This is a genomic window from Stenotrophomonas maltophilia R551-3 (assembly GCF_000020665.1).
In the GTDB taxonomy this organism is placed as follows: domain Bacteria; phylum Pseudomonadota; class Gammaproteobacteria; order Xanthomonadales; family Xanthomonadaceae; genus Stenotrophomonas; species Stenotrophomonas maltophilia_L.
The window spans coordinates 4293054-4309931 of sequence record NC_011071.1 but is presented as its reverse complement, the minus strand read 5'-3'; the positions used below and the strand labels follow the sequence as shown (position 1 = coordinate 4309931).

The 16878-nt window shown below is 67.2% G+C and carries 13 protein-coding genes; 6 read left to right on the top strand and 7 right to left on the bottom strand.

Going from position 1 to position 16878, the window contains the following annotated elements; genetic code table 11:
* Positions 1-66: 66 nt before the first annotated feature.
* Positions 67-1473 (bottom strand): hypothetical protein, encoded by a 1407-nt coding sequence (locus SMAL_RS19430; protein WP_012512398.1) that lies wholly within the window; start codon positions 1471-1473, stop codon positions 67-69.
* A 341-nt stretch (positions 1474-1814) separates the two neighbouring features.
* Between SMAL_RS19430 and SMAL_RS19425 the strand changes: the two genes are divergently transcribed.
* The 5 genes from SMAL_RS19425 to SMAL_RS19400 all read left to right on the top strand — a co-directional run bounded on the left by SMAL_RS19425 (position 1815) and on the right by SMAL_RS19400 (position 5687).
* Entirely contained in the window at positions 1815-3158 is a 1344-nt protein-coding gene (locus SMAL_RS19425; protein ID WP_012512397.1) for a chloride channel protein, read from the top strand.
* The gene (locus SMAL_RS20640; RefSeq protein ID WP_012512396.1) at positions 3155-3817 is read left to right on the top strand and encodes a hypothetical protein; all 663 of its coding nucleotides are present in this window, start codon (positions 3155-3157) and stop codon (positions 3815-3817) included. Before SMAL_RS19425 ends, SMAL_RS20640 begins: the two co-directional genes overlap by 4 nt.
* A gap of 97 nt (positions 3818-3914) precedes the next feature.
* Positions 3915-4610 (top strand): ComF family protein, encoded by a 696-nt coding sequence (locus tag SMAL_RS19410; RefSeq protein WP_012512395.1) that lies wholly within the window; start codon positions 3915-3917, stop codon positions 4608-4610.
* Positions 4611-4668: 58 nt separating this feature from the next.
* Positions 4669-5220 carry an HdeD family acid-resistance protein gene (locus SMAL_RS19405; protein WP_012512394.1) on the top strand — a complete coding sequence of 184 codons (552 nt, stop codon included), beginning with the start codon at positions 4669-4671 and terminating at the stop codon, positions 5218-5220.
* Positions 5217-5687, top strand: a complete 471-nt coding sequence (locus SMAL_RS19400) for a SecDF P1 head subdomain-containing protein (RefSeq protein ID WP_041864601.1) — start codon at positions 5217-5219, stop codon at positions 5685-5687. Before SMAL_RS19405 ends, SMAL_RS19400 begins: the two co-directional genes overlap by 4 nt.
* A 52-nt stretch (positions 5688-5739) precedes the next feature.
* Here the strand turns inward: SMAL_RS19400 and SMAL_RS19395 are convergent, their stop codons facing one another.
* The 6 genes from SMAL_RS19395 to SMAL_RS19370 form a co-directional block, all read right to left on the bottom strand.
* Complete coding sequence (locus SMAL_RS19395) at positions 5740-7542, bottom strand: MFS transporter (protein WP_012512392.1); 1803 nt, start codon at positions 7540-7542, stop codon at positions 5740-5742.
* 241 nt (positions 7543-7783) lie between these two features.
* Positions 7784-8911 carry an N-acetylglucosamine-6-phosphate deacetylase gene (nagA, locus tag SMAL_RS19390; protein ID WP_012512391.1) on the bottom strand — a complete coding sequence of 376 codons (1128 nt, stop codon included), beginning with the start codon at positions 8909-8911 and terminating at the stop codon, positions 7784-7786.
* On the bottom strand, positions 8908-9684 hold the full coding sequence (locus SMAL_RS19385; RefSeq protein WP_012512390.1) for a DeoR family transcriptional regulator: 777 nt from the start codon (positions 9682-9684) through the stop codon (positions 8908-8910). The genes nagA and SMAL_RS19385 overlap by 4 nt, the downstream gene beginning before the upstream one ends.
* Before the next feature lie 34 nt (positions 9685-9718).
* A complete protein-coding gene (locus SMAL_RS19380) occupies positions 9719-11053 on the bottom strand; it encodes a D-tagatose-bisphosphate aldolase, class II, non-catalytic subunit (protein ID WP_012512389.1) in 1335 nt (444 codons plus the stop codon).
* 16 nt (positions 11054-11069) lie between these two features.
* On the bottom strand, positions 11070-12008 hold the full coding sequence (locus SMAL_RS19375; RefSeq protein ID WP_006399924.1) for an ROK family protein: 939 nt from the start codon (positions 12006-12008) through the stop codon (positions 11070-11072).
* The gene (locus SMAL_RS19370; RefSeq protein ID WP_012512388.1) at positions 12001-13155 is read right to left on the bottom strand and encodes an SIS domain-containing protein; all 1155 of its coding nucleotides are present in this window, start codon (positions 13153-13155) and stop codon (positions 12001-12003) included. The genes SMAL_RS19375 and SMAL_RS19370 overlap by 8 nt, the downstream gene beginning before the upstream one ends.
* Positions 13156-13477: 322 nt before the next feature.
* On the opposite strand from SMAL_RS19370, the gene SMAL_RS19365 reads away from it, so the two are divergent.
* On the top strand, positions 13478-16837 hold the full coding sequence (locus tag SMAL_RS19365) for a TIM-barrel domain-containing protein (protein WP_012512387.1): 3360 nt from the start codon (positions 13478-13480) through the stop codon (positions 16835-16837).
* The last annotated feature ends 41 nt before the right edge of the window (positions 16838-16878 follow it).

Here is a 16878-nt window from a genome sequence, read left to right as displayed (position 1 = left end):
GTTTGCACTCCGGGCGATCCCGCCCGGCGCGTTGCTTCTGTCGTCGAGCGCGAAAAGTGATCGGCATCAAGGCGTGTGCGGTGTTTCGCTGATCAACGCGGTCACCTTGCCGAGGATGAAGGGACCGTCATCGAAGTAGCCGTGGCCCCAACCTTCGCGCTGGTCGGCATTGAGGTCATCAAGGGTCCACCAGCTCACCGCGCTTTCTCCTTTCCGGGCGAAGAACGCCTGGCAGGCCGAGATGTCTGCCCACGCCGCAGAGTTGCTATAGACGCTCTCCCGGGTGAAGAAGCGTTCCATGCCGAGCAGAGGCTCATCGGCAGCATCTTCGAAGATGTTGGACACGATGTAGAGCAGCGAACCGGGAAAGAACAGTGAACGCTCGCTGGCTTCGTCGGCATCCCTCATCGCCAATTGCCGGAACCTCCCGATGCGGTTCTCGTGCTTCGAGATGGCATGCGCGAACCGACGACACGTCACCGCAGGCGCTTCGAGAATAAGGTCGAACGTCAGATCCGGAAGGATCTGCGCTGCCTGGTCCAACAGCTCGCACAGGAAGATGCTGCCGGCGCTGTGGCCGACGAGCGTGATGCGGGGAACAGAGGCTTCGGACTGCAACTGCCTGTGCAGCTCGCGCAGGAATCTGACGCCACCCGATGCCGGGCCGTCGAATGAATCCTGTGCATCCTTCTTCATGGGATTCCACCAGCCGATGCGCCCCACGTCATCGAGATAGAACTCTCGCAGTACTTCTTCCACGATCACGGCGGAGACGGCACCTGGCCGCCCCCGGCCACTGTGCTGGCGTTGCCATACGCGTATCACCAGTCTGGCCACCTTGATGGCCAGCGCGATCCAGTTCAATGCTACGGCCTTGTTGGGTGACGGAGTGCCAAACAGTTCCATTGCCGTGCGCTCGTTGACGATGGCCGCGTGTTCGGCTGGCGGTTCATGTGCCAGCATCTTGTTTACGGGCGTCAGCGTCGCCTCCCTGTAATCCTCCCGGGCCTCGGCAAGGGCCTGGTTCACCTCGGGATCTTCAGCGAACTCCTGTGCGAGATCTGCCGAAAGGCTTTCCTCGTCGGGTGGCGCGGCGTTGAGGATCTTCATGCCGGGCGTGAATGCCTGTTCACCGCCGAGCTTTTCCAGGATCTTGTCCTGGACTTTCCTGAAGAGCAGTTTGGCGAGTACTGCACCCAGGATCTCGCCCAGGTTGTTCAACGGAGCTTCGATGTCACCCGTTTCCCAGACGAAGAACAAGGGGTAGGCCTGTGCCCGCACATAGGGGTCATGCAGGGTTTCTGCGATGCGCCGTCCACGCTTCTGCGAAACGCGGCCGCCATGTACATGGATGACGATTCCGGAAGGTGACCTGGCCTGCAGCGCGCGACCGACAATCCGGCGAAGGTCTGATTCCTGCAGCGTGCCATCACGAAGATGGATGATGTGATCCAGCGGGTCGTAGGCATTCATCTCACACTCCATTGTCATTGAGGATGTCGAGAACGAAGCAATTCACGCAGATGTCGGCACGCAGGTGCTGGCAAGCGCTACCGCGATGACGAGCGGTGGCGGCCTTTCGTTGCCGGCGGAGCTGCACCCCTCCCCAGAGGGCAGCGGCTGCAATGCTACCTCCACGAGGCGCGGTGGACGAACCCGGTAGGAATCGGCCGGCCTTCACGCATGTGGGACGGCGTGCCATTGCTGCCAAAGCATGCGGTTCCCGGCGCGTGAGCGTATTCACCACATCCTGCAAGGCCTTCAGCCACAGTACCCGCTGTCCGCCTTCCTCCGCAGCGTCCAGACTGCCCCGCATGACCGATCTCCACCGCCTCCGCGGCCGCATCACCGCGCTGGTTCTCAGCGAGGCCTGGCGTCGCCGTGCCGCGCTCTGGGGCGGCGCCGTGGCCGTGGCACTGGTGGCCATCCTGTTCGCCAAGGCCAGCGACGCGGCCTTCCATCTGTTCCAGCGCATCACCGCGCACTCGCCGTGGTGGGCCCTGCTGCTTACGCCCGGCATCTTCGCGCTGTTGGCCTGGTTGACCGCGGGCGTGCTGAAGCCCACGCGGGGCAGCGGCATTCCGCAGGTCATCGCCGCGTTGGACAAGCCGGATGAGTCGTTCCGCAGGACCAATCTTTCGCCCGCGGTCTCGGCGGGCAAGCTGCTGCTGACCTCGTTGTCGCTGCTCGGCGGCGCGTCGGTCGGGCGCGAAGGGCCCACCGTGCATGTGGGTGCCAGCCTGATGTACCTGTTCGGCCGCTGGTTTGGCTTCAAGGACCCGCGCGAGCTCTCGCACTTCCTGCTGGCCGGTGGCGCGGCAGGCATCGCGGCGGCATTCAACACGCCGCTGGCCGGTATCGTTTTTGCCATCGAGGAGCTCAGCGGCCGTTTCGAGCATCGGTTTTCCGGCACCTTGCTGACCGCAGTGATCGTTGGTGGCGTGGTGTCGCTTGGCCTGCTGGGCAACTACACCTACTTCGGCCATGTGAGCGCACGCCTGCCGCTGGGCCAGGGCTGGCTGGCGATCCTGTTGTGCGGCGTGGTGGCGGGCTTGCTGGGCGGGCTGTTCGCACGCGCAGTGCTGGCCAGTGCGGCGGGCCGCCCGCGTTGGCTCGGGCAACTGCGGCAGCGGCATCCGGTTCTGTTGGCCGCAGGCTGCGGTCTGGTGGTGGTACTGCTCGCCCTGGTCTTCGGCGAAGGCGCGTTCGGCACCGGCTACGAGCAGGCGCGCAGCCTGGTGCAGGGGCAGGCGATGGTGGGCCATGAATTCGGTCTGATGAAGCTGCTGGCGAATCTGGCGTCCTACGTGGCGGGCATCCCCGGTGGCCTGTTCTCGCCGGCGCTGGCGGTCGGTGCCGGCCTTGGGCACAACCTCGCGGTGCTGATGCCGGGTGTGGATCCGCGTGCGTTCGTGCTGTTGGGCATGTGCGCCTATCTGACCGGCGTCACCCAGGCACCGCTGACCTCGGCGGTGATTTCGCTGGAGCTGACCGACAGCGGCGATCTGCTGCTGCCGATCCTGGCCACGGTGCTGATCGCGCGCGGCGTGTCCGGGCTGGTGTGCCGCGTGCCGATCTATCGTGGTCTGGCGGAGGTGTTGATGATGCCCGCCGTGGCGCCGCACTCGCCTTCCAGCGGAAAGGATTTCACGAAGTGAGTTACACCATCGCCCCTGAACAGGTCATCGATTATCCGCCCGAGCGCTTGCGCGAGTTCCATGGCAGCGTGGTCGAGTACATCGACAACCGGGTGTTCATGCTGGATCCGGGGCAACTGGTCGGCGAGCCTGCCGCGCAGGCCTACCGGGAGACCGCAGCCGGGATGTTCACCGCGCTGGGCTGGCAGGGAGATGGCCGCATCGAGCTGTTGTGGCTGCCCGCCTTCGTTTTCCCGCTGTCCGAGCACATGGCGGATGTTGGTGTTGGCGTCTGGCATGTCAAGCAGGACGAAGACGGCATCTCCTACCTGTTGTCGCCAGTGCCGATGCCGTTCGAGGCACTGCACAACACGCCACACTGGAAGGAGGTCCGCCAGGCGGCAGACCGCAGGCGCGGTGCACTGGGCCGAGCGGTGGATGAAGTCCTGCACTACGTATGGGATCCAATAGGCATCCAGGCCAATCCGGACTGCCGTGGCGAGTACGCGGCCTACGCAGATCGCATCGAGTCCCAGCTGCTGCGCGGTGCAGGCGAACAGGAAGTGTGTGCGGCCCTTGCCGGCATGGCCCGCAATGAGATGGGCGTCAATCCGGATGAGCACAGGACCCAGCGCGCCGCCGCCGCCCTGGTGGCCTGGCGGGCCTCCCTGCGTGACTGACCCGATGAGACGGCCGACAGCACTGCGTCCGCTTTCCTGACCGTCCGGTGTGGTTGCCGGTGATGGTTCCGGCATCGTTGCGCGGGCAGGTTGGGGTATGCCTCTTGCCTACCTCCCTCTACCGGCGGATTGGCCCGCAGCGCTGCTTCGCGTGCTCCTGCCACTGCGGTGTCTGGTCTGCGGCGACCCGGGCCACGATGATCTTGACCTGTGCCGCACCTGCCTTGCCGACCTGCCGTGGGCCGGCCGCGCCTGCCTGCGCTGCGCATTGCCGTTGCCGGACAACGCCCTGATCGTCTGCGGCAGCTGCCGCGAGGAAGCGCCACCGCAGGCCGCTACCCATGCCAGCTTGTTGTACCTGCCGCCGGTCGACCAGCTGCTGGTGCGGTACAAGTTCCATCAGGACCTCGCCGCCGGTCGCCTGCTCGCACAGTTGATGCAACGCGCACCGCCGCCCTGGTGGTGCCCGCCGCTGGTGCCGGTGCCGCTGCATAGGCGGCGCCTGCGCCAGCGCGGCTACAACCAGGCCGCCGAACTGTGCCGCCTGCTGCCGATGCCGGTCTGGCAGGGGCTGTACCGGCGGCGGCATACCGCGCCGCAGTCCGAGCGTACGGCCGAACAGCGCAGGGAAAACCTGTTCGATGCGTTCGATGTACGTGGTCCGGTGCCGCCGCGACTGACCGTGGTGGACGATGTGATGACCACCGGCAGCACGGTGATGGAGGTTGCGGAGACGCTGCGGTGGGTGGGAGTGGACGAGGTGCGCGTATGGGTCTGCGCGCGGGCGCCGTGATCGCCCTCTTCATCACCAGGGGCTAGGATGAACCCGGTTCCGGATCGAAGGAGTGGCCATGAATTCCCCCTTGTCTCCCTTGTTGTCGGCGGTCGGCCGTAGCTGGTGGATCCTGCTGTTGTATGGGCTGGTCGCGCTGGGCTTCGGCATCATCGCCATCGGCTGGCCGCTGTCGGCGGCGATGGTACTGGCGTGGACGCTGGGCGTGATGGCCATCGTTGAAGGTGTCATCAGCCTGTTCGCACTGGTCAGCGGCGGCAGCGGTGCCTCGCGTGGCTGGCTGGCACTGTATGCCATCGCCTCGCTGGGTTTCGGCATCCTGGCGGTGATCAATCCGCTGGCCACCGCCAGCGTGCTGGTGCTGTTCCTGGCGGCATGGCTGCTGGTGGCCGGCATCTATCGCATCGTGTTCGCGATCCGCGTACGCAAGCATATCCAGGGCGAGTGGCTGCTGATTCTCAGTGGCGTGCTGGCGGTGGTGCTGGGCCTGTTGTTCGCGGCCAACCCGTATGCAGGCGTGGCGGTGACCACACTGTGGATCGGTATCGGCAGCCTGCTGTACGGGCTGTTGCAGGTGCTGGTGGCGTTCAAGCTGCGGAAGCTGAAGTGAGGGGCGCGCGTCCGCTCCTGCTGGGCGCAGCGCTGGCCTTGACCGGATGCATGCCGGGCGCTACGCCCGGTGCGTTGGCAGGCAAAGATCATGCGCCACGCCCCGGCGTGGAAGTGCGCCTGAGTGCGGTCGATGCGGCGGGCAAGGGTACGCCGGCGCAGTGGCAGGGCGAGACCCTGGCCCTGCGCGAGCCGCCGATTGCCGGCAGTGCCGACATCGCCGATGTGCGCTATGTGCTGGACGCCAGCCAGCAGCCCGGCTTGCAGATCCGCTATCGGCCGGAGGCACATCAGCGCATCCACGATGGCACCGCTGCCTTGGTGGGCCAGCGTGCTGCGCTCAGCGTGGATGGCCGCGTGCTGATGGTGGCGACGGTGCAGGGGCCGTTCGGTGAATCGATGATGCTGAGCGGGTTGTCCAGCGTTGCCGAGGCGCGGGAGCTGGCCAGGCACATCACGGGCGAATGACGGGCGCGCCAATACCCCCGCGCTGCGCGCGGAGGTCGACCCAGGTCGACCGCTACCGGGCGAACCGCGCTTCGATCTCTTCCAGCGACTTGCCCTTGGTTTCCGGCAGCCAGAACGCGGCCACCAGGAAGAACACGAAGGTGCACGCCGCCCAGAACACGAACATGCTGGCGTAGCCGTAGTGGCCCACGGTGGGCAGGAAGATCGCGGCGATGGTGGTCGACACGAACTGGTTGATCAGCAGCGCGATGCTCATGCCATTGGAGCGGATGCGGTTCGGCATCAGCTCCGACAGCGCCAGCCACACGCATACGCCGGGGCCGACCGCGAAGAACGCGACGAACACCAGGATGCAGGCGGCCACTGCCCAGCCGTGTGCCGGTGGCGGCACCGGGCCGATGCGGGCCTGTTCGATGCGTAGCGGCGCCTGCGCCGCAGCGGCCGGGTCGGCGAACGGGTTCAGATGGAGTTTGCGGAAGAACGCGCCGATCACACTGTCCGGCTGCACGGTGCCGGCGCGCTCGATGCGCAGCTCGCGATCAATCAGGTTGTCGCTGCGCAGGGCACGCACATTGGTGAAGTCACCGTAGGCGTAGGAGACGGTCAACTGCATCGGCCGGCCTTCGCTGTCGATGCCAGCGCCCAAGCGATGCCACTGCGCATCGTCCAGTACCAGCTGCAGGCCATCGCCGCTGACCGCCGCCTGCAGCTGCGGCTGCACGTCGGTGCGACCGCGCTCGGCCTGGAAGAACAGTGTCGCCGCGGCCAGCAGGGCCACGCAGATGCCGCCACTGCCAAGCATCAGCAGGAACTTGCGGCCCTTGCGGTCGACCAGCAGCAGCGCGACCACGGTCATTACCGCGTTGAGCAGCTTGATCGCCACGTCGGCGCCATTGGCCACCGAGCCGGACAGGCCGGCCTGGTTGAGGATGTTCACCGCATAGGCCAGCACCGAGTTGATGCCAGTGGCCTGGGTGCAGGCCAGGACCACGCAGGCGAGCACGAACGGCACCACATAGCGGCGGCTGAGCAGCGGGTCGCGCTTGCCGCTGTTGCTGCTGGATTCCGGCGCCTGGATCTGTGCGAGCGTCGGCTCGACCTCCGAAGCGGGCAGCACGCGCTGCAGGCTGCGGCGGGCATCATCGATGCGGCCGCGACGCACCAGCCAGCGCGGCGATTCGGACAGCCAGAAGATGCCGGCGCAGAACAGCAGGCCCGGTGCCAGGCAGGTCCAGAAGATGGTGCGCCAGGCGTGGTCCTTCACCGCAAACAGCTCCTGCGCCTGCTGCGCCACCGGCAATGAGCGCACGGCTTCAGCGGCGGCATCCACCGCATGCGCGTGATAGAGGCCGATCAGCGCCGCCAGCACCAGGCCGATGGTCAGCAGCAGCTGGAACATGGCCGCGCCGCGCCCGCGTCGCTCGGGGCTGAGCACTTCGGCCAGGTACAGCGGAATCACCACGCCGATCAAACCGCCACTGATGCCCTGCAGCAGGCGTCCCAGCAGCAGCGGCGTGTAGCCGGAGGCCAGTGCCATGATCGGGATCGAGGCGGTGAACAGCAGGCCGGCCAGCAGCATCGCACCGCGGCGACCGATCAGGTCGGCGACCATGCCGGCGAACAGCGAGGACAGCACGCTGCCCAGCAGCACCGCCGCCACGACGAAGCCGAGCTGCTGGCTGCTGAGCTGCCAGGCGTGGCTGGCGGTGGCTTCAAGATAGGGCAGGGCGCCGGCGATGATGCCGATGTCGATGCCGTACAGCAGGCCACCGAGGCCGCCGATGAAGAGCAGGTAGCGTACGGGCCAGCGCGGAGCGGTGGAAGCGGGTACGGCAGGTGCGGCGGCTGCGGTCATCGGCGTATTCCTGGAATAACGGGGATGGTGCGGGGCTGAGGCATTGCGCTTGCGCGCTTCATGTAGAGCCGAGCCATGCTCGGCTGCTTTCCGTTCCGATATTGAGGTTCTCCATGCCGCGCTTCGCGCGGTGAGCCGAGCATGGCTATGCCGATCGTCCTGATCGGCACCCTCCGGGCCGTCGCAAGCGACGTTGGCAATGGCTCCTGCCATTGCCTTCGGCTCTACAAAAACGCAGATATCAGGCGTTTGCGGCGTTCAAATCAACTACCCGCCCGCCCACCACCACCTGCTGCAGGCGCAGTTCGGCATCCAGCACCACCAGGTCGGCGCGGGCGTCGGGCGCAATGCGGCCGCGATCGTCCATGCCGAGATACGCGGCCGGGAAGGTGGAAACACGTTGCGAGGCATCGGCCAGCTCCAGGCCCACACGCACCAGGTTGCGCAGCGCCTGGTCCATGGTCAGTGCACTGCCGGCCAGCGAGCCGGTCGCCAGGCGCACGCAGCCGCCGCACTTGTGCACGCGCTGTTCGCCCAAGGCGTACTCGCCATCGGGCATGCCGGTGGCGGCGGTTGCGTCGGTCACCGCGTACAGGCGCGGAATCGCTCGCGCGGCAAGGCGGATCACGCCGGGGTGGATGTGCTGCAGGTCGGGAATGATCTCGGCGTACTGCGCATGTGCCAGCGCCGCCGCCGCAATGCCCGGGCGATAGTGATCGACGCCGGTCATGCCGTTGAACAGGTGGGTGAAGCCGGAGGCACCGGCCTGCAGCGCGGCCACGCCTTCCTCGTAGGTGCCAGCGCTGTGGCCGAGCTGCACGCGGATGCCCATTGCCGAAAGCGCGGGAATCAATGCGGTGTGCTCGCCGATCTCCGGTGCCAGCGTCATTACCCGGATCGGAGCCAGTGCGTGCAGCTGCTGCACCAGCGCCAGCGTCGCCTCGATCGTACGATTGGGCTGCGCACCCAGACGCTGCGGGCTGATGAACGGTCCTTCCAGATGCACACCGACGATGCTGGCGGCGTCTGCATCGGGTGCCGCCATGGTGGCGGCCACGCCCTGCAGCGCGTGCTCGATCTCGTCCAGCCCGGCGGTCATGGTGGTCGCCAGCAGCGTGGTGGTACCGAAGCGCAGATGGGTGCGGGCGATGGTGCGTGCCACGTCGCCGCCCTGCATCAGGTCCACGCCGGCCGCGCCATGCACATGCAGGTCGATGAAGCCGGGCAGGATCACCGGCAGCTGCAGGTCGTCAGCACCGCTGTGGTCATCCACCTGCAGCTGGCGCACCTGCGAATCGAAGTGGACGTAGCCACGCCGCCAACCCAGCGGGGTGAGGATGCGGCCATGCAGGGTGCGGGTGTCGGTCATGCGGCGGGCTCGGCGATGATCACTTCGATGCCCAGCCGTTGCAGCCCCTCACGGGTTGCGTCGTCAATGCCGGCGTCGGTGATGATGGCGTGGATCTGATCCAGCAGGGCGATGCGGTGCAGGCTGACGCGGCCGAATTTGGAGGCGTCGGTCAGCACCACGATACGGCGTGCGCGCTCGACCATGCGGTGGTTGAGGCGGGCTTCGGCTTCATCGTGGGTGGTCAGGCCGAACTGCAGGTCCAGGCCATCCACGCCCAGGAACAGGGTGTCGAAGCTGTACGAGTTGAGGCTGGCTTCGGCCTGGCTGCCCTGCAGCGACAGCGACTGCTGGCGCAGCAGACCACCGGTCAGCAGCACGGTGATGCCGGCCGCATTGGCCAGTTCCCAGGCGATGTTCAGGCCGTTGGTCATCACCGTTACATCGCGATGCGCGCGCAGGTGGCGGGCCAAGGTCATCGTGGTCGAGCCGGAATCGATGATGATGTTGTCGCCGGGCTGTACCAGGCGCGCGGCGCGCGCACCGATCGATTCCTTCAGCGGCAGGTTCAGCGCGTCCTTCTCGTGGATGTCCTGTTCCTGTGGCGGCGTGCGTACCAGGGTGGCGCCGCCGTGGGTGCGGTTGGCAAGGCCCTGCGACTCGAAGTGGGTCAGGTCGGCACGGATGGTCACCGCCGACACGCCGAAGCGCTCGACCAGATCGGCCACCTGCACCGAGCCGTGCTCGATCAGCAGCTGCAGGATCTGTTGCCGGCGGGAGCGGGTGTTGCGCATGGCCATTCTCGGTTTCGCGGGGAAAGGGGGGAGATTAGCCGTTCGCAGCAACGGCGGCAGCCGAACCTGCGTTCTGCGCGCGGGTTCCGGCTTGGTTGGCGCTGCAGGCGCGGGCGTATTCGCCCAGGCACAGGCCGATACGGTGCTGCACCAGTGCGGTGGGCGTGTTGGCCAGGCGGCCCTCGCGCACGGCGCGGTACTGCTCCGGCAGGTACTGGCTAAGCAGCACCAGCGGCGGCGCATGCTGCTCCAGGTTGGCGAACAGAGTCTGCACCGCCTGCACCAGCGCCGGCTCGCCCCAGTAGTAGCGGCAGCGGTCGCTGAAGGAGTAACTGCGCAACAGGCGCAGCGCGGCCTCATCGCCCTGGTAATAGGACTGCCAGTACTTCGGCTGCGCCACCATCACCTCGTCCAGCACCTGCGGCAGGCGCGAGCACTGTGCGGCCGGCAGCAGTTCAGCCTCGATCGCGGCCAGCGCGAAAAGTGCTTCGCGGTAGGCGAAGGTGGCGGCCGGGCCGACCTTGAGGATGGCGAAGTGGTCGCGCACCAGTGCATGCAGGCCGCTTTCGCGCTGGTAGTCAGTGGAATGCGCTTCGAACACGATGCGCGGCTGCTGTTCGAGGAAGCCGGCCAGCGTGCTGGCGGCGGCCGCGTCGTACTCGTGCACGCTGCTGTGGTCGAAGTCCACGCCCGGCTGCACCACCATCGCAATCACGCGCTGCCACGCCTCGCGCAGCTGCGGCGTATCGAACGCCTGCTGGTGGATGGCCAGGGTCTGCGCGGCGGCGGCCGGCGTGGTCACCTGCAGGCCTTCGGCCAGCGAGGCTTCGCCACCGGGAATCGGCACTTCGGTACCGATCACGTAGACCGGCGGCGGCAGGCTGTGTTCGGCGGCGGTGCGTTCGGCGATCTCGGCCAGCTCGGCCGAACGCGCGGCGACGATTGCATCGGGCAGCGGCACCGGGTCATCGGCGCAGGACATGCTGCAGTCCAGGTGGATCTTGTGGAAACCGGCGGCGACGTAGGCTTCGATCAGCACGCGCGCGTGGGTCATCGCTTCGGCAGCCGGGCGCTTCTGCCAGGCATTCGGGCCGAGGTGGTCACCGCCCAGGATCAGCCGTTCGCGCGGGAAGCCTTCCTCATCGGCCAGAGTGCCGACGTAGTCGCGGTACTGCGGCGGGGTCATGCCGGTATAGCCGCCGAACTGGTCGACCTGGTTGGAGGTGGCCTCGATCAGCAGCACGGTGCCGTGTGCCAGCGCCACGTGCATGGCCGCGCGCAGCACCTGCTCGTTGCTGCAGCAGACGCTGTACAGGCCGACGTTGGCACCGGCGCGGTGGGAGGCAAGCAGGGTCTGCAACGGGGACATGGTCAGGCTCCGGACATCAGGAAAACGAGGGTTGGCAGGCGAGCAGGGCAGCACCACGTGCGCCACCGGCATCGCCGAAGCGTGGTGGCACGATCGGTGGCACCTGCACACCCTTGAACAGATGGGCGGCGATGGCGTCGGGCAGCTGCTGGTACAGCGGCGCGTACTGTGAAAGACCACCGCCGAGCACGATCACGTGCGGGTCCAGCGCCAGCACCAGCGCGGCCAGACTATGGCCGAGCAGGTCGCGATGGATGTCCAGCGCCTTGCGCGCGCGGGCGTCGCCGGCTTCGGCCAATGCAATCACCGCGCTGGCATCTGCGGCGCTGCCACCGAGGTGGCGTTCGATCATCGCCACGCCGCTGCCGGACACATAGCGCTCCACGCAGCCCTGCAGGCCACAGGCGCAGTCGATCAGCGGCAGGCCGTGGCGCTGCAGCAGATGACCGGGCACGCTCCAGTGGCCCCATTCGCCGGCCAGCCCGTTGAAACCGGACAGCAGGCGGCCCTGCAGGCAGAAACCACCACCCGCGCCGGTGCCGAGGATGGCGCCGAACATGCTGGGATAGCCGTCGGCCGCACCGCCGTGTGCTTCAGACAGGGCAAAGCACTGCAGGTCATTGCCGAAATGCAGCGGACGTTGCAGGCGTGCCTGCAGGTCGGCGGCCACACTGTGCCCGGTCAACGCAGGCACGTTCGCGCTGAGCTGGCGGCCGCTGCGGCGGTCGCGCACGCCGGGTAGAGCGATGCCGATGGCCGCATCACTGCGGCCCAGCGCGGCATCGGCCTCGGCGACCAGGGTCACCACCGCCTGCAGGAAACCGTCGTAGTCGCCCTGCGGCGTGGCCACCCGGCGGCGCCAGGTGACCTGCATCGCCGCATCGCACGCCACCAGCTCGATCTTGGTGCCGCCGATGTCGATGCCGTAGCAGGCGTGGGCGATCAGCTCAGCCATGGTGGATGGTGACGCCCTTGACGACGCGGTTGACGGTGCCGTCCGGGAACGGGTTGTCGGGGGTCAGGCCGAGCGCAGCCGAGCGCTGCAGCGCGAACAGCTGCGCGAAGCCCAGCCACACCGGCGCCAGCCACGGATCATCCAGTGCCGGTACGGTAAGGGTGTACTCGTCATCGGCGCCGATATCCGAATGCGGGCCGATCGCCAGTACCTGCCCGGCCACGCCATCGCGGCGCAGTTCTTCCAGCAGGTCCTGTTCGAAGCGGCGCGCCAGCGGCTGCACGCTGCGCACCACCACCACCAGGGTGTTGCCGTCCAGCGTCGACTTCGGGCCGTGGCGGAAGCCCAGCGGCGTGTTGGCCAGCGCCAGCACGCGGCCGGCGGTCAGCTCCAGCACCTTCAGTGCGCACTCGCGTGCCAGCGCTTCCAGCGGGCCGCTGCCGAGATAGATGATGCGGTTGAACGGGCGCTGCGCCAGCGCCGCCACCGGTGCATCCCACTGTGCCTGGCCTTCGCGGGCCAGCGCTGCAATGTGCTTCAGGCGCGCCACGCGCGCATCCCACGGCGAATGATCGAACACGGTCAGTGCGGCCAGCAGCATGCAGGTCAGGCTGCTGGTCATGGCGAAGGCACGGTCGCAGCTGGCCGACGGCATCAGCAGGGTGCAGGTATCGGCACGGCCGGCGCCACGACGGGCCAGTTCGCCATCGGCATTGCAGGTGATGTCGAGGAAGCGCGCGTCATCCACGTCGCTGCGCACGCGGTCCACCGCCGCCACGCTTTCCGGGCTGGAGCCGCTGCGGCCGAACGAGACCAGCAGGGTCGGGCGCTCGCGCTGCAGGTACAGCGCCGGGTGGGTCAGCAGGCTGGTGGTATGCACCACGCGCACATCGGCCGGCCATTGCGCGTTGATTGCATCGGCCACCATTTCGGCAATGAAGCCGGAGCTGCCGGCGCCGGTGAACAGCACGCGCTGGTTGGGATCATTGAGGCTGTCGCCGAGGAAGGCCTGCAGGCGGTCGCGGGCACGCGACAGGTCCTGTGCGAGGGCCTCCCACAGCGCAGGCTGCTGCGCGATTTCGGTAGCGGTATCGGCTCCGCCAAGGCGCTGCCAGGCGGACACATCGGAAAGCAGGGTGACGTCCATTCAGAGGTTCCAGTTGGGCCAGCGCACGATCTGTGTTTTCTTTCGAAATGTCAAATACCGAAAGTAAAAAGAAAGAAAAAGAACTGACGCCTTTTCCACGGGCGGGTGCCTCGGGAAAACGAAAGGTGTGGGCAAATGCCGTATCGCACAACGCTTAACAGAGGTCTGCAAGCGCTTACACAAAGTATTGCAACGCAACAACTTTCGTTTCAAAGGAATATATCTTCCTTTTTCCTTTCAATTTGTTGACATCTTTCGAATCGCTGCCCTAGAGTCGGCCCAACCGCTTTCGAAACGCCCGGTGAACGGGTTGGGAGTCCGTGTGGAAATCTGCGTTCGTCGCTCGCCGCTGATGCTGGCCCTGTTGCCGGCATTGATGTTGGCGTCCATGCCGGCCCAGGCCGAGCCGGTCGGCAACCTGCGTTCGGTCAGCGCCAGCGCCAGCCGCGACGGCGTGCAGGGCTGGGACCTGCAGACCGACAAGGGCGCGCGCATCCGCATCGAACTGCCGGCCACCGACATCATCCGCGTGCAGGCCGGCCGCAACGGCAAGCTCACCGGTGCAGGCGACAAGGCCGCGCCGATCGTGCTGCCGCAGCCCAAGGCGAACGTGCAGGCGCAGCTGGAAGAAGACGCGCAGGAAATCCGCGTACGCACCGATGCGCTGGTGCTGCATGTGCAGCGGCAACCGCTGCGCCTGCGCCTGGAGCGCTTGGACAACGGTCAGCCCACCGCGCTGTGGCAGGAACTGCAGCCGCTGGACCTGGATGCCACGCAGAGCGTGCAGGTGCTGTCCTCGCAGGCCGATGAAGGCTATTACGGTGGTGGCCAGCAGAATGGCCGTTACCAGTTCAAGGGCCGCGAGCTGGAAGTGTCCTATTCCGGCGGCTGGGAAGAGGGCGACCGCCCCAGCCCGGCACCGATGCTGCTGAGCAGCCGCGGCTGGGGCATGCTGCGCAACACGTGGAGCGATGGCAGCTACGACCTGCGCGAGGCTGACCAGGCCGCGCTGCTGCACCGCGAAGACCGCTTCGATGCGTACTACTTCGTCGGCGCCGATCTGCCGAAACTGATCGAGCGCTATACCCAGCTGACCGGCCGCCCGAACATGGTGGCGCGCTGGGCGCTGTCCTACGGCGATGCCGATTGCTACAACGACGGCGACAACAGCAAGAAGCCCGGCACCGTGCCCGAAGGCTGGAGCGATGGCCCAACCGGCACCACGCCGGATGTGATCGACTCGGTGGCCAAGCAGTACCGCGCCAACGACATGCCCGGTGGCTGGATCCTGCCCAATGATGGTTACGGCTGCGGCTACAAGCAGTTGCCGGAAACGGTGAAGGGGCTGGCCAAGTACGGCTTCCGCACCGGCCTGTGGACCGAGAACGGTGTCGACAAGATCGCCTGGGAAGTGGGCAAGGCCGGCAGCCGCGTGCAGAAGCTGGACGTGGCCTGGACCGGCAAGGGCTACCAGTTCGCGATGGACGCCAATCGCCAGGCCTTCAACGGCATCCTCGACAATTCCGATTCGCGCCCGTTCCTGTGGACGGTGATGGGCTGGGCCGGCATCCAGCGCTATGCGGTGGCATGGACCGGCGACCAGAGCAGCAGCTGGGATTACATCCGCTGGCACGTGCCGACCCTGGTCGGGTCGGGCCTGTCCGGCATGGCCTATGCCAGCGGCGATGTCGATGCGATCTTCGGCGGCAGCGCCGAGACCTTCACCCGCGACCTGCAGTGGAAGGCGTTCACGCCGGTGCTGATGGGCATGAGCGGCTGGTCGTCGAACGCGCGCAAGCACCCGTGGTGGTACGACGAGCCCTACCGCAGCATCAACCGCGATTACCTGAAGTTGAAGATGCGCCTGACCCCGTACATGTACGGGCTGGTGCACGAGGCCGCACAGACCGGCGCGCCGCCGGTGCGTGGCCTGATGTGGGACAACCCGCGCGACCCGCACGCGCAGGATGAAACCTACAAGTACCAGTTCCTGCTCGGCCGCGACCTGCTGGTGGCGCCGGTGTACCGCAGCCAGGCGGCCAGCCGTGGCTGGCGCCGCGACATCCATCTGCCGGCTGGTGGCTGGATCGACTACTGGGATGGCCGCCGCGTGCAGGCCGCCGCCGACGGTCGCCAGCTCGACCGCCAGGTGGACCTGGCCACGCTGCCGGTGTTCGTGCGTGCCGGTGCGATCCTGCCGATGTACCCGTCGATGCTGTTCGACGGCGAAAAGCCGCTGGATGAAGTGACGTTCGACCTGTACCCGCAGGGCGAGTCGCAGTACACGCTGTACGAAGACGATGGCAACACCCGCCGCTACCAGCAGGGTGAATCGAGCACGCAGCAGATCCGCGTGCAGGCACCTGCGCAAGGCAGTGGTGCGGTACAGGTGCAGATCGACGCGGTGCAGGGCCAGTACAACGGCCAGCTGGCGCAGCGTCGCTATGGCCTGCGCGTGCTCAGCCGCCAGGCGCCACGCGCGGTGCAGGCTGGTGGTCGCGCGCTGCCGGCGCTGGCCGATGCGGCGGCGTTCAACAACGCCAGCGAAGGCTGGTACTTCGATGCCAAGGAGCGCCGTGGCACCGTGCATGTGCGCACCGCCGCGCAGGACATCCGCCAACCGCTGCAGTTGCAGCTGGACTTCGCGGTGGCCGTCGCTGCTGCCGACGATGCCTATCCGGCCGCGCCGGTGCTGGGCCGCGAACTGCCGGCCGACAGCCTGCTGGTGGTCAACCGCCCGGCCGAAGAGCCCGGCCATGCGCTGGAAAATGCCTTCGACGACGATCCGGGCACCTGGTTCCGCAGCGTGCGCAACCAGGCCGTGCGCACCGGTGCACATGAGTGGGTGATCGGCTTCGGCGAGCGCAGGATGATCGACGGCATCGACATCGCACCGCGCAACGACAAGAACTGGAAGCACGGCCAGGTCCGCGACTATGAGGTCTACCTGGGCGACAGCAATGGCGAGTGGGGCGAGCCGATCACCCGTGGCCGCCTGCAGTTGAAGGAAGGCGTGCAGCGCATCGACTTCCCGGCCCATGCCGGACGCCTGCTGCGCTTCCGCGTGCTGAGCGTGCAGAACCCAGAGGGCGATGGCGCCAGCAGCACCGACCCGATGGTTACCGCCGCACAGGGCAGCGCCCGCGCCTTCGATGCATTGCAGCCGCGCGACGTCGGCCCGATCGCGCTGTCCACCTTCCACATCCTCGAACACCAGGAACCGGAGCGTCCGGCCCGGCAGCGCTATCTCTCCGAGCTGCCGGTGCCGGCCGCGCTGGCCAGCCAGCTGCGCACCGACCAGTCCTTCCGTGGCGACGCCGGCATGCGCATGAACGGCCTGCAGTTCCGTCGTGGCCTGGGCGTCGGCGCCAACAGCCGCATCGACCTGCGCCTGCAGGGCGGCTGGCACCTGCTGCGTGCCGATCTCGGCATCGACGACGCCTGCCGCAGCGCCGGTGGCCTGCAGTTCCAGGTCTGGGGTGACAACCGCCTGCTGTACGACAGCGGCCTGGTGAAGGCGCCCGGCGTGGTCAAGCCGGAGCTGGATATCCGAGGCCTTTCCACCCTGAGCCTGCGCACGCTGGGTGCGCAGGGCAGCCAACCCGCCCAGGTCTGCGCCAACTGGGCCAACGCCGTACTGATCGGCCAGGAGGGCGACTCCGCCAGCATCGTCGCCCCATGACCCCTACGTAACACCGCTCCTCCCCCGCCCATTCCGACTAC

What these genes read in the sequence shown, in the direction of transcription:
- SMAL_RS19410 (WP_012512395.1), top strand. Translation starts at nt 3,915, where the DNA reads ATGCCTCTTGCCTACCTCCCTCTACCGGCGGATTGGCCCGCAGCGCTG.
- SMAL_RS19375 (WP_006399924.1), bottom strand. Translation starts at nt 12,008, where the DNA reads ATGGCTGAGCTGATCGCCCACGCCTGCTACGGCATCGACATCGGCGGC.
- SMAL_RS19370 (WP_012512388.1), bottom strand. Translation starts at nt 13,155, where the DNA reads ATGGACGTCACCCTGCTTTCCGATGTGTCCGCCTGGCAGCGCCTTGGC.
- SMAL_RS19395 (WP_012512392.1), bottom strand. Translation starts at nt 7,542, where the DNA reads ATGACCGCAGCCGCCGCACCTGCCGTACCCGCTTCCACCGCTCCGCGC.
- SMAL_RS19425 (WP_012512397.1), top strand. Translation starts at nt 1,815, where the DNA reads ATGACCGATCTCCACCGCCTCCGCGGCCGCATCACCGCGCTGGTTCTC.
- SMAL_RS19405 (WP_012512394.1), top strand. Translation starts at nt 4,669, where the DNA reads ATGAATTCCCCCTTGTCTCCCTTGTTGTCGGCGGTCGGCCGTAGCTGG.
- SMAL_RS19380 (WP_012512389.1), bottom strand. Translation starts at nt 11,053, where the DNA reads ATGTCCCCGTTGCAGACCCTGCTTGCCTCCCACCGCGCCGGTGCCAAC.
- nagA (WP_012512391.1), bottom strand. Translation starts at nt 8,911, where the DNA reads ATGACCGACACCCGCACCCTGCATGGCCGCATCCTCACCCCGCTGGGT.
- SMAL_RS19385 (WP_012512390.1), bottom strand. Translation starts at nt 9,684, where the DNA reads ATGCGCAACACCCGCTCCCGCCGGCAACAGATCCTGCAGCTGCTGATC.
- SMAL_RS19430 (WP_012512398.1), bottom strand. Translation starts at nt 1,473, where the DNA reads ATGAATGCCTACGACCCGCTGGATCACATCATCCATCTTCGTGATGGC.